The sequence below is a fragment of the Marinomonas colpomeniae genome, assembly GCF_014803385.1.
GTDB lineage: Bacteria > Pseudomonadota > Gammaproteobacteria > Pseudomonadales > Marinomonadaceae > Marinomonas > Marinomonas colpomeniae.
This window is the reverse complement of sequence record NZ_JACYFC010000001.1, coordinates 819340-833123: the sequence shown is the minus strand read 5'-3', so window position 1 is coordinate 833123 and position 13784 is coordinate 819340. Positions and strand designations below refer to the sequence as shown.

Genomic DNA, 13784 nt, shown 5'->3' with positions numbered 1-13784 from the left:
AGATACAATTTTTGATTAAAGCAAAGATACAGTTAAAAAAAGAATACTCATAAATTATTAGTCATCGTTATCAACACCTAACATCAATGATATTTGACGATCTTTTTTTTTCCATAAATCATTCACCCATTGCTGAAAAGAAGTTCTAAATTCTGGATCATTTTGATAATCGCCTAATAAATCATCTTGAATAGGCGTGACAAGAATATGAACCTTAATAGTAGATACTCTGCCACAAAGGTAATCAAAAAATCGAGGTGCGCCATCAGGGTACACAATAGTGACATCAATTAAGTGTCGTAATTTTCCATTCATGGCATTTAAAGCGAAGGACAGTCCTCCCGCTTTAGGAGACAGTAAATGCTTAAAAGCATTGTTTTGCTGCTGATGTTTATCGGATGTAAAACGAGTCCCCTCCAAGAAGTTCATAATGGAGACAGGAGAGTATTGGAATTTTTCACAGGCAGCCTTTGTTGCTTCAATGTCTTTGCCTTTTAACTCCGGTCGCTTTTTAAGTAACGCTTGGCTATAACGTTTCATAAAAGGAAAATCCAATGCCCACCAAACTAATCCGATAAATGGCACCCAGATAAGTTCTTTTTTTAAAAAAAATTTAATAAAAGGAATTCGCTGATTAAATAAGCGCTGTAGGATAAGAATATCAACCCACGATTGATGATTAGCGGTAATCATGTACCATTCTTTAGTTGAGAGTTTCTCACTCCCCGACACTTCGATAACAGATTGTTCAAAAAAACGCTGATTAATATTATTAATAGCAATCCAAATAGTCGCAACACCATCTAAAGCGATATTAAGAGCGGTACGCACAGGTGAAAATGTCACAATCAACTTACATAAAGCAAGTAGCATTACGGGTATAAAGCAAACTAAAGTATTTAAAGTAATTAATAAAAAAGACAAAACACCTTTTAGGAAAGACCAAGACCACATAACAACAACCTGAAGGTATGAATTTAACAGATAATACTACAAGGAACATCTCAGTTGGAAATCCTCATTATTTGCACGCCATCTAGATAGCCAACTTTCCTATAAAAACAGTATAGTAAACATACGATTAGACTAACGATATAAAGAGCTCGATATATAAGGCTTTAAAAGCCAGTATCGATAACAATTAATCCCTGCTTTTGTGAGTTGGCAGGATACAAAACAGGATTTAAAACCCAATGATGACTATCCCAAAAGGGTTAAAAATTCGACATAAGCTCTTTGCGGTTTTTGTTTTAAGTAATATTTTATTAATTGTTTCCATGTGGCAGGTATTTCAGTGGAGCTTCGATAAGGGTTTTGTATCTTATGCTACTGAGCGTGACCGTGACTTTTTAGAGCAAATGGCTAACAGAACAGCCAATCTTTATATTTATTACGACGACTGGTATTTCTTAGTACAAGAAAGTCGTATGGAAAAAGAATGGCACCAAGCCAAACTGGAAAATTTACGAGACTTAATTCCACCTCCTAGCACCCCTAACTTGGACTTAATTTATCCATCCCAATACTACCGCCAACGCTTTCTTTTGTTCGATAATCAGCATGAATCAATTATTGGCAAGGTTCCTTTTGCAAATGCAGAAACTCACGCGGTAACGGTTAATAAAAAAATAGTGGGCTATGTAGGTTTACGCTCCATCAGAGAGCTAGTGCAAGATCAAACGTTACGCTTTGTACGTCAACAAGGTGAAGCTTTTTTGCTTATATCAGCATTTATGTTGGCCATTGCAGCTCTTTTAACCTGGCCTTTGGCTCAATGGTTAAGCCGCCCTCTTTGCTCCATGCAAAGAGCCACAAAAAAGCTGGCCGCTGGAGAATATGAAACAAGAATTGCAGTAAAAGGCTCGGACGAGTTAGCAGACCTTAGCTGTAACTTTAATAACTTGGCTAGTACATTAGAGCACACAAGAGAAGCAAGAAAACGCTGGGTAGCAGATACAGCACATGAGTTAAGAACCCCTGTTGCAATATTAAGAGGCGAAATTGAAGCAATGCAGGACGGCATTATAAAAGTGTCACCTGAAAGCCTGTCATCCTTACAGCAGGAAACACTTCACTTGGCTCGCCTAATTGATGATTTAAACCAATTATCAATGCATGACACAGGCAGTTTAAATTACAACATGGAAGATGTGATAATAAACGATATTCTAGAGCAAGCGGTTAAATCTATGTCATTGCCTTTTAAGGAAGCTGGACTAGAGTTAACATTTGAATACTCTCAGCAAAAACCTATTAAAACGATGGGGGATTCTGATCGTTTGTATCAACTTTTTTCAAACTTAATGAATAACTCATTAAAGTACACCAATGCACCAGGGAAATTAAGTGTTACTATTTCAGTGAAAAATAAGAGAATAGTCATTCGTTTTGAAGATTCAGCACCTGGCGTAAGTGAAGATGACAAAAATAGAATTTTTGAGCAATTTTATCGCGTTGAAAATTCAAGAAATAGAGCAACAGGCGGCCGAGGTTTAGGGCTTACTATTTGCTCGAGTATTGTAGACGGACACCAAGGCACCATTGGTGCCTACCATTCTCCAGATGGTGGTTTAGGAATAAAAATAGAATTCCCTTTAAATTAATACGGAACAAATAATATTATGAGCAAAGTCCTAATTGTTGAAGATGAACCAAAATTAGCAGAGTTGATGGCCGCTTATTTAACCCAAGCAGGTTACGAGCATCATCACCTTGATCGTGGTGACATCGCGGTTGATTACATTAAAAACAACCAAGTTGACTTAGTCCTGCTAGATCTTATGCTACCAGGGTTGGACGGCATAGAAATCTGTAAACAGGTTCGCCAATTTAGTGGTATTCCAATTATTATGGTAACAGCTAAGGCTGAAGAAATTGACCGTCTTATTGGTTTAGAGATGGGCGCTGATGATTACGTATGTAAACCATTTAGCCCACGCGAAATTGTTGCCCGTGTAAAAGCTAACTTACGTCGTGTAGAGCTAGACCAAGCTGAAGCACCAAGAAGCGATGGTTTTGAACTTGATGTTGATCGTCTACGCGCTACTTATAAAGGCGAGTTAATTGATCTAACAACGGTTGAATTCCAGCTGCTTCAACTTTTGATTAAAGAACCAGGCCGTGTTTTTGGTCGTGATCTTATTATGAAAAGCATTTATGCAGATAGCCGCGTTGTTAGTGACCGCACTATCGATAGCCACATTAAGAAACTACGTAAGAAAATTGCCGCCGTTGCACCTGAATTAAATGTTATTCATTCTGTGTATGGTGCTGGATACCGCTTTGAAAACAACGATTAAGTAAAAAATATTAGGGACTGGCGTGAACAATTTTTTAGACGTATTAGCATTTTCTTTTTCTATCACTATGCCAATATTTTTAATATTGGGGTTAGGAATTGTGCTATACCGAATTAGACTGATCAATGATAACTTCATTGATACAGCGTCTAAACTGGTATTCAACGTCACGCTCCCTGCATTACTTTTTATCAGTATATCTAGAACAAATGTAAGCAGTAATACAGACTTCTCTCTGGTAATTTATGCCATGGCAGCCGTCATTATTACCTACATTGCACTAGAATTGATTATGCCATTTTGGATACAAGATAAAGCAGAGCGTGCCGTTTTAATACAAGGCGCATTTCGATCAAATATGGGCATCATTGGTCTAGCTTATTGTGTAAATGCTTATGGCAATGATGTTTATGCTGTCGCTTCTGTCTATCTAGGCGGCGTCACTATCTTATTTAATATATTATCTGTCATTGGTTTAAGCCGCGGCTTGGGGGGTAATATAAATACAATTGGCATACTAAAAGGTATTGCTAAAAATCCCCTTATTATTGCCATATTAGCTGCTTTTATTATTTCAATAACAGGCCTCAAGCTTCCTACTACTATTTATAAAGCTGGCGACTACTTCGCACAAATGACACTGCCATTAGCTCTATTGTGCGCAGGTGCATCATTAAGCTTTAGCTCTATAAAAAATGGTTTATCTGGAGCATTAATTGCTTCAATAGCAAAACTGGCTTTTATTCCATTCCTATTAACTTTTGGTGGTTATTTACTTGGCTATCGAGGGATGGAACTAGGTGTACTTTTCCTTATGTCTTCTGCGCCAACGGCATCAGCCAGCTACATCATGGTTCGTGCAATGAATGGCAACTCTTCATTAGCCGCAAACGTGATAGTTATAACCACAGTTGCGTCATTAGTTACGACCAGCATTGGCGTTACTTTATTGAAAAGCTTACACTTAATCTGATTACTCTCAAACCATCAGATTAATATACTAAAGGGTAGCACGACTCTTTGATTTCACAATTCCGTAAACACCGATTATTTTTCCTTTCCCTTGGCGGCGCCATACTCACTTTTTTATTTTTTGGTGTAAATACCATTGCTTACCAAGTATTGATTATCGATAAACATTCAGAGGGTCAAGACCAATTATTAGATTACGTAATTGAACTTCGAAATGAGTTGAAAAACTACCATATCCTTCCTTATGCACTTGCCGACAACTCGACATTGTTGGCTTTTATGAAAAACCAAGAAAATCCAGAGCTCACACAACGTCTACAAAGGCATTTAGAAGACCTTACGCACGTTTCCAAAACACAAGATTGGTTCATTCTATCCAATAAAGGTGATCTTCTGGTTTCTAGTGAGCAATCACCTAATTTCAATTTAGATGACTATTTTGATAAAAAGATCTTAAGCAATATATTAAAAGAACAGCAAGGAGAATATATACTCGTCTCTGGCTATAACCCGACCAATTACAAATCGTCCCATCTTGTTTTAGCGCCTGTATACACTTCAAAAGGACTTGTTGGTGCTGTTGCGGTCAGAATCAATGTAAGTAACTTGATTGAGCGATGGAATCTACTAGATGATTTAGTTGTCATGACGGACCAAAACAACCTCATTTTTTTGGCTAATAAATTAAACCGTGCTCTCGAAAAAAATTGGTTTGAAAAAAATACAGACGTTCAATTCCTAAACCACACACGCTCCAAAATCAGCAACTTAAATGGCGAAAGCTATTTGTTACAAGATGTCACGCTGGACGATTTAAAGTGGAAAATACACTACTTATCAAATTTGAAAAATCTACAGAAGAAAGCTCAAAACATTGCATTTATTAGTTTAGGCATAGCGGCTTTAATCTTTCTTTTCTGGCTGTATCGTCGTGAACGAGCCTTAAAAATCGCGACAAAACTAGAAAATGAAAATCTTATAGCCAGTAGTAACCAGCAACAACGAATATTAATTGAGAATACGCATGTTGGATTATTACAGCTGACTAAACGTGGTGAAATTTCTTTTGTAAACCCAATGGGATTACGTTATTTCGGACAAAACACAAAACTCAACTCACATTATTTGTCAGAATTCTTGCCTCCCTGCCCTGAAAATCAAAATGCTTTATCTGTTATCAACACTCTACAAGCAGAAGATGTTGAAAGTGGTATTATCGCTGCGAATTTACTTGAGCAAGAAGTGCGCCTCAAAAAAGAAAATGGCAAAACCTTTCCTGCCTTATTGTCTGTATCTTCATTGGAATGGACCGGGTCACAAGGTTACCTAGTCACGTTAATCGACATTAGTAAACGTAAAAAAGCAGAACTCAATTTACTTGAAGCAAACAGCTTGCTAGAAGAACGTGTATTAGAAAGAACACAAGCCTTAGAAGCCGCTCAAAAAGAGTTATTACGAACAGAGAAATTAGCCGCTATAGGCCAAATGTCCACCGCTATCGCTCATGAACTAAACCAGCCTTTAACAGGAATTAAGACTCTAGCTTATACCGCCGAACTTTTATTAAAACGACAAGACTCGGAGCAAGCTCTTAAAGTCCTGAATGATCTAGCTTCTCTTGTTGTTAGAATGCAAGATCTAACAAGCGAGCTAAAAGTACTTGCTTATAGAAGACCTGAAAAACTTGCTCCAACCTCAGTAAAAGAATCTGTACAGCGAGCAATTGAAAGCCTAGGTGAAGAAGTACAAGGAATAAGCTGGGAAATAAAACTCAATAATTTAGATCAAGTCATTGCTGAACCGACTAGATTGGAAAGAATATTTTCAAACTTAATTAGTAATTCTGTGCAAGCTTGTTATGAATTAAAGATTACACCTTGCATTCAAATTTCCTTACAAGAGCATGATAAAGAGATCATTATAAGCTATCAAGACAACGGCCCAGGAATAGAAAAAAGTAAATTACCTCATATTTTCGAACCCTTCTTTACTACAAAGCCAATTGGCAAAGGCTTAGGGCTTGGAATGGCAATTAGTGCTAACTTGGCAAAAGACATGAATGGAACACTTAAGGCGAGCCATAACGAATCCTCGCAGTTAGTTTTTCGATTAACATTATTGAAGGCTTAAGATGGAAAACAACAATCTCAATAACCACATTGAAATTTGGCTCCTTGACGATGATGACATCGTTCGCTCAACAACCGCTCAATGGTTGCGCCTATCTAATTACGATGTAAAAGAGTTTCAAGACGCCAGAGATCTGCTTGATCATTATAAAACAGGCCTCCCCTGTATCATTGTCAGTGATATTCGTATGACACCCATCGATGGCTTGACCTTAATGAATGAATGCCTTGCAAAAGAGCCCGAGCTACCTTTCATTCTCATTACAGGTCACGGAGACATAGACACGGCAGTCAACGCCTTACGTGATGGAGCGTTTGATTTCCTTGAAAAGCCTTTTGATCCAAATCGACTAACTGAGACGGTAGAAAAAGCAATACAACTAAGAAAGGTTCAGCTTCAACACGCCAATCAAAGCCAATACTTAGGTGATTTACACGGTATAGAAGAAACAATCATAGGGCAAAATGAACAAATCATTCGGGTCAGACAACAAATTCATACCTTTGCTGGCATGGACACTCACGTTATCGTTTACGGAAAAACAGGCTGCGGTAAGGAGCTTGTCGCTAAGGCATTGCACGATTGCAGTCCAAGAGCTACCAAACCTTTTGTTGCCATCAATTGCGCTGCTATTCCTACAGATCTGTTTGAAAGCGAATTATTTGGACATGAAGCAGGTGCTTTTACCAGTGCCAACAAAAAACGTATCGGCAAGCTTGAGCACGCAAGTGGTGGCACGTTATTTCTGGATGAAATAGAAAGCATGCCGCTAGCGATGCAAATTAAATTACTGCGTGTATTACAAGAAAATCAACTTGAACGTGTCGGCAGTAATACAACAATTGAAATCGACCTAAGAGTTGTTGCCGCGGCAAAAAATGACCTTCAAACACTGGAGAACTTTAGACAGGATTTGTTTTTCCGTTTAAATGTATCACAAATTCACTTGCCTGATTTACGAAATAGAGGCTCTGATATTCCTTTATTGTTTGAGCATTTTTGTCGTATTGCAGTGAACGAGCGCGGCGGAGACTTTAAACCTCTTAGTCCAATAGATCATGAAACACTGACATTATATGGCTGGCCTGGCAATGTACGTGAACTTCGAAATGTCGCTCTTCGCTATGCACTAGAGCCAAATACCAGTGTGGCTAAAATATTGGCGGGCTACCAAGCCCAAGATGATATCGATATCATTTCTCCTCTTCCATTAAGTGTGAAAGTACAAGAGTTTGAACGAAGCTTAATAGAAGCAAGCATTCGACAGCAGAAAGGAAACATTCAACTTGTTTTAGAGCAGCTTCAGTTGCCACGTAGAACTCTAAATCAAAAAATGCAAAAATATGGGCTAAACCGTGTTGATTATTTAGATTAATAACTCTAGATAAATGGAGATTGAGGGCTCATCATCGCCCAAAAATATCAAAATTGTGATTCTCATATAAAATTATTAATGAGAATCACTTGCATTATAAAGAAAAAAACTCTTTAATGATAACCATTATCAATTTAGAGGCGACATACAATGCAATTCAATATGCATGATGTGTATGACAATACAGGAAAAACAAAAAAAGAAATGGCCGGCAGTCTAACTGGCCATAAACACCTGCTTGCGCTACTTCCAAATTTACAATTACTTAATCAACACCTACACAGTAAAGCTGACATATCTATTCATGAAGACGCACAGTCAGGACTCTATTTCTCTTTTATAGGAAAGGGGCCAATAAAGACGGCTAACGACATAGATTCGGTACAAATTGCTTACCAAGCTAAAAGTTTGAGTGGCCAATTTACAATGAAAAAAGATGAGCAACGAAGCCTATTGCAAATACGCATTAGCCCAGCCCATTTAGCCTCAGTTCTTGGTGAAACAGAAGATCAAATAATTCAGCATTTTACTTCAATGCGAGACAGTCTTGGTGACGAAAACCAAATTATCCAACTACCTTTTACTGAAAAATCTGCCAATGTTAGCCAACCAGCCTTATCGCATAATGGCCACTCTATTAGTTTAGCGGGACATCTTTACGCGCTTATTTTCACATTAATTGAGCAGTTACAAATGCTTAGTCACTTATCACAATGCGAAGATTGCCAACGAAAACTATATAACGCTCAGAACTTAATAGAAGTACTGGAGCATGAAGCCTTAGATATAAAGCAACTTTCACAAAAAATCGGGCTAAACCCTGAAGCTCTAGCTATTGGTTTTTACCTCTTAGTAGGTCAATCAATCGAGAGCTACTGGACTCATAGTCGAATCAAATTTGCAGCAGCTCAACTAAGGCAAGACCCAACGGAAAAAGGTATGATTGTCGCACAAAGCGGTTTCTCCGAAGATCAATTTGAAGCCGCTTTCATTCAGCATTTTGGTGTTAGTAGTCACCAATACAGTCAAATCCACTAAACAACAGGAATTAATGCACAGCATGGCTCATTCATCTATAGCCCTTATATACGGCACAGACACAAATAACACAGAAGAAGTTGGCCAAAAAATAGCCAATCAATGGGAAGAGTTAGGAGAAGAGGTAGAAATATTCAATATTAAGGATATAGAACCTAGTTTATTAGAACAGTACTCCACTCTTATTCTTGGTATACCAACATGGGACTTTGGTGGAATTCAATCTGATTGGGAAGAGATTGGTGACATCCTAAGCGAGCTTTCACTGGAAAATACAACTATTGCCTTGTATGGACTTGGCGATCAATTCGGATACGGCGATTATTTCGTCGATGCGATTGGTTGGTTATATGAAAAGCTTCTACCAACCAATGCCACTTTCATTGGTCAATGGCCAACAGAAGGCTATGAATTTGAAGCCTCTAGAGCTTGTGTACACGATAAAACACATTTTATTGGTCTAGCGATAGATGAAGACCAACAGTTCGACCTTACTGATCAACGTATTGAACAGTGGGTTATCCAACTTTACGCAGAGAGGGCTGTCGAAGCCGCATAAATTATCACCTGACTGGCCATTGAATTTAAGTTAACGACTCAAATTTGGATTTCCACACATTCGCTGCCCCGAATGCCCAAATTTTAGCTTTCTTACAATGAGATAATAATGCGGTTTGCTCTATATTGTGTGAAGAACGTGACTATCTCCCCTTTCTCTCCTGCTTGGGGATAGTCACGTATTTCTTTTTTTCCTTACTATTCGTTATGATGCTGTCTACTAAATTAAGACACAGTTGGCCTACATGAACATACAACTCTCCGATATCGTCATTCTTCTATTAATTTCAACATGTGTTTATGCATGGTGGCGTAATACATCCATTAGAGAACAAGCTTTAATTAGAGCAAAAAAACATTGTGAATCACTTGATCTGCAGCTTTTAGATGGGAGTGTCGCAGGAGAACAGTGGAAACCAGTTTGGCATCAGGGACAAATTAAAATCAAACGAACCTATAAGTTCGAATTTAGCTCAAGTGGAATTGCACGCTACCCTGGGAAAATATATTACTTGGGACATCAACAACAAGATATATGGCTAAGCCCACATGATTTTTAATATTTAACCACTCAACCACTCAACCTTCTCCACCTCAGAAAATCAACATGTAATTAAATTACACATTTTTATGTCATTTAATTGCAAACAAGGTCATAGTGGCAATAGAATAACTATGTGTATATTTGTAAACATGAGATGAATGGTCATAATAGAGTGCTCTAGTCTCACTAAAATAACTACAATGATCTATAGAATCTATAATAAAAATACAGGATTAAATATGTTGGCCAATTTAAGTTTTCGCACCAAATTACTCTCCCTTCTTATTGCCGCCATTCTTGGCTTCATCACAGTAACGATTGTTGCGTTACAAGGTTTGAATACTCAAGAAACGTCATCATCTAAATTTGAACGTTTAACCACTGTAGATAAAAACCTTGCCTCTCTCGTTATTAACTTAATGGAAGAGTATGAATCCTTAAACGGTGTAGATGACACATCTTACGAAGCTTTTTTAACAGAACTCAATACAAGCCATGATAAATTCGCAGCAATTCTTAAAGAAGACACAGACCTAGTTCAAGATGAAGACGCTAAAAAAACCTTAACTAACATTAGCACCTCACTTTATAACTATAATGAAGCGTTAATGTTGTTGATAAATGAAAAACAAAAAATAGGGTTTAATGCCTCAACAGGCATTAAAGGAGAAATTTCTGCCTTAGGTGAACATGTCCTTGAAGAGATTTCTTTTTTAAGTCTAATTAAACAAGAATTCCTACCGGTTCGTGAAGCAGAAAAGAATTTTATTTTCGAGCCAACGCCAGAAAATAAAAATGTTTTTACGGAACGCTATAATGGATTCTATAAACGTGTTGTAGACTTCGGTCTAGAAGAGCGTTTCGGCCCCGTAATAACACCCTACTTTGATGCAATAGAGTATTTAGATAAAGAAAACCAAAAATTAGAAGAATTTCAAACTGCCTTTTTAAACAGTAAAGCAAACTTTAATCAAACCCGTTCTACTGCTGTTGACTATATGCAAAATGCAGTTCTTGAAGCTCGCAAACAAGCCTCTTCCAGCTCTCAACAAGCAAGTATAAGCCTAATAATTGTTAGTATTGTTGTTGCAATATTAGCCTCTCTAATCATTATGGGGATTGGCAAGAGTGTTAATAAAACACTTAGTCAAATAATCAAAGATCTTGGTAAAGTAAAAGCCGGAGATTTAACCGCACGCCTATATGTAAACAACAAGCGTAATGATGAGTTCGATTCGTTATGTGGATCAGTTAATGAAATGACAAGTGGTCTTGGCTCTGTAATTGGCGATGTTATGAATACCACACAGGGTGTCAATAATATGGTTACCGAGCTAAATACCTCTGTGACTAATATTGCAGAGAGCAACCGTTCGGTCAGCCAACAAACCAACTCCTTAGCAGCTGCGACCGAAGAAATATCAACCACTATATCTAGCATTTCTCATACTACAGCTGACTTAAGTAGCCAATCTCAAAATACTTATGAATCGGCAAAAGTCGGTGCAGAAACAATAAAAGGCGCGCTTTCTAACCTTGCAAGCACCATAAGTGTAGTAAATAAAACAAGCACTCAGCTAAATGAACTAGGTCAATTATCGAAAGACATCGACAATGTTATTGGCATGATCAATGACTTGGCAAACCAAACAAACCTTCTAGCCCTTAACGCAGCGATTGAAGCAGCGCGAGCAGGCGAAGCAGGTAGAGGTTTCTCAGTGGTTGCAGATGAAGTTCGCTCTCTTGCAGAGAAAACAGTTGATGCGACGGCAAAAATAACCGATATCGTTGGCACGATTCAGTCATCAACACAAAGCGCTATTGAGACAATGCACAGCGGTCAAGAAAGTTTACATGCCATTGAAGAGTTCAGTGAGAAAGCTGAAGTAGCAATTCTAGAAATAGAACAAAACGCTCAAACTAGTTCTGCATCCTCTATTGATATGGCAAGATCAATTAAAGAAGTTGAGAAAACAGCTATTCATATGAGTGAGGAAATGGACAAAATTGCTCAGCAATTGCAACGAGACAATACCAACATTAATAATATTGAAGAAAATACTCGCGATATTCATAGCCAAGTAAGTAGCCTAAATAAGAAAACGAGTGTTTTCACGACCCAGTCTTAAGTTCAATAACGCATTAAGATTTTTATTGGAAAGCCCTGTACTGAAGAAGCAATAATCTGCAGTAGAAAGTGAATAAAAAAAACCGGCCTTTAAGCCGGTTTTTTTTATTTTTAAATAACTGTTTATGCGATTTAGTTACATAAACGGTTATTCAAAAGAACAGTTACAATGCTGCGAATTCTTTTTCCCAGCGTTTCGCTTCTTTCTTCGATGGTCCACCTAATACATTTACCGCCGTACGCATACGTGCACGGGAAATGTCAGAACCTAGAATAGCCATAGATTCGAATACCGAAACCGACGCTGTCGTACCTGAAATAGCAACGAATAAAGGTGCAAAAAAGTCTTTCGGTTTAATTTCTAATGTTTGGGCAAGGGTTTTCATTTCATTGAATATTTCGTCTTTTTCCCATTTACTCAACGCCTCTAAACGCCACAAGGCGAATTGCATCGCTTTACGAAGTACTTCCTCTTCCATTTTAACGGAAGCAAAATCTTCTTTCGTAATTGGTAGCATACCTTTCAAGAAAAATCCTGCGACGTCTGCGACATCAGAAAAGGTTTCTACTCGTGGAATGATCAAAGGTAAAATTTTCATCAAATACTCAGGGTTCAACGCCCATTCAACGTATTTTTGAGCAAAGGTTTCTGGAGTCAAATTTTCACGAATCCACATACCATTTAACCAACTCAATTTTTCTACATCAAAAACAGGACCGCCAAGAGATACTCGTTGAATATCAAAATTTTCAATCATTTCATCTAATGAAAATTTTTCACGCTCATCAGGCATGGACCATCCCATACGCCCTAGATAGTTAATGACTGATTCAGCCATGTAACCCATACGTTGGTAGTACAAAATACTCGTAGGGTTTTTACGTTTCGACAACTTAGATTTATCAGGGTTACGTAACAAAGGCATATGGCACAGGGTCGGCATGTCCCAGCCAAAGTATTGATACAACAATATATGCTTAGGCGCAGAATTGATCCATTCCTCACCACGAATAACATGAGTGATTTTCATCAAATGATCATCAACTACATTCGCTAGGTGGTAAGTTGGCATGCCGTCGGCTTTCAGTAACACTTGCATATCGACTTGAGTCCAATCTATTTCGATTGTCCCACGCAACATGTCTTGAACGATACAAGTGCCCTCTTCAGGAATTTTCATGCGAATGACATAAGGAATCCCAGCATCTAATTTTGCCTGAACATCTTCTGCAGTCAAAGCCAATGCACGACCATCGTATTTCTGTGGTAAACCTTGTTCTTTTTGCTCAATACGCATTTGATCCAACTCTTCTGTTGTTTCAAAAGCGTAAAACGCGTGACCCTTATCAACCAAATCAAAAGCATATTGAGCGTATATATCTCCACGCTCACTTTGGCGGTAAGGACCATATTCGCCACCTACATCTGGACCTTCAGCCCAATCAAGTCCCAACCAACGCAAGGCATCTAGAATCATTTTCTCAGATTCTGGCGTACTACGGGTTTGATCGGTATCTTCAATACGTAAAATAAACTTACCACCCATTTTACGTGCAAACGCCATGTTAAATAGCGCGATGTAGGCCGTACCAACATGTGGGTCACCCGTTGGTGATGGCGCAATACGTGTTCTTACCTCTGACATAAAAATCTCATTTATCTGTTGTCTTAAAATACCGATATTATAAGCCTCTCATCGCTTATGAGTAAGAGGTTCGATGATATTTTATTTTCAAGAT

11 protein-coding genes are annotated in these 13784 nt (G+C 38.1%); 9 read left to right on the top strand and 2 right to left on the bottom strand.

Annotated elements, in window-relative coordinates; all coding sequences use genetic code 11:
• Positions 1 to 57: 57 nt before the first annotated feature.
• Positions 58 to 954 (bottom strand): acyltransferase, encoded by an 897-nt coding sequence (locus IF202_RS03915; protein WP_191593545.1) that lies wholly within the window; start codon positions 952 to 954, stop codon positions 58 to 60.
• Positions 955 to 1193: 239 nt separating this feature from the next.
• Between IF202_RS03915 and IF202_RS03910 the strand changes: the two genes are divergently transcribed.
• The 9 genes from IF202_RS03910 to IF202_RS03870 all read left to right on the top strand — a co-directional run bounded on the left by IF202_RS03910 (position 1194) and on the right by IF202_RS03870 (position 12045).
• Positions 1194 to 2603 carry an ATP-binding protein gene (locus IF202_RS03910; RefSeq protein ID WP_235963225.1) on the top strand — a complete coding sequence of 470 codons (1410 nt, stop codon included), beginning with the start codon at positions 1194 to 1196 and terminating at the stop codon, positions 2601 to 2603.
• Positions 2604 to 2621: 18 nt separating this feature from the next.
• The gene (locus tag IF202_RS03905; protein ID WP_191593544.1) at positions 2622 to 3299 is read left to right on the top strand and encodes a response regulator; all 678 of its coding nucleotides are present in this window, start codon (positions 2622 to 2624) and stop codon (positions 3297 to 3299) included.
• Positions 3300 to 3321: 22 nt separating this feature from the next.
• Positions 3322 to 4272 (top strand): AEC family transporter, encoded by a 951-nt coding sequence (locus IF202_RS03900; protein ID WP_191593543.1) that lies wholly within the window; start codon positions 3322 to 3324, stop codon positions 4270 to 4272.
• A gap of 47 nt (positions 4273 to 4319) precedes the next feature.
• Positions 4320 to 6401, top strand: coding sequence for an ATP-binding protein (locus IF202_RS03895; protein ID WP_191593542.1), 2082 nt, complete (start codon positions 4320 to 4322; stop codon positions 6399 to 6401).
• 1 nt (position 6402) lies between these two features.
• Positions 6403 to 7776, top strand: a complete 1374-nt coding sequence (locus tag IF202_RS03890; protein WP_191593541.1) for a sigma-54-dependent transcriptional regulator — start codon at positions 6403 to 6405, stop codon at positions 7774 to 7776.
• Positions 7777 to 7926: 150 nt separating this feature from the next.
• A complete protein-coding gene (locus tag IF202_RS03885) occupies positions 7927 to 8814 on the top strand; it encodes a helix-turn-helix transcriptional regulator (protein WP_191593540.1) in 888 nt (295 codons plus the stop codon).
• Between the two features lie 22 nt (positions 8815 to 8836).
• Positions 8837 to 9373: a flavodoxin gene (locus tag IF202_RS03880; protein WP_191593539.1), complete on the top strand. Its 537-nt coding sequence runs from the start codon at positions 8837 to 8839 to the stop codon at positions 9371 to 9373.
• Positions 9374 to 9617: 244 nt separating this feature from the next.
• Positions 9618 to 9932, top strand: a complete 315-nt coding sequence (locus IF202_RS03875; protein ID WP_191593538.1) for a DUF3301 domain-containing protein — start codon at positions 9618 to 9620, stop codon at positions 9930 to 9932.
• A gap of 223 nt (positions 9933 to 10155) precedes the next feature.
• Complete coding sequence (locus IF202_RS03870) at positions 10156 to 12045, top strand: methyl-accepting chemotaxis protein (RefSeq protein WP_191593537.1); 1890 nt, start codon at positions 10156 to 10158, stop codon at positions 12043 to 12045.
• A gap of 163 nt (positions 12046 to 12208) precedes the next feature.
• Here the strand turns inward: IF202_RS03870 and gltX are convergent, their stop codons facing one another.
• Positions 12209 to 13690: a glutamate--tRNA ligase gene (gene gltX / locus IF202_RS03865; protein WP_191593536.1), complete on the bottom strand. Its 1482-nt coding sequence runs from the start codon at positions 13688 to 13690 to the stop codon at positions 12209 to 12211.
• Positions 13691 to 13784 lie beyond the last annotated feature (94 nt).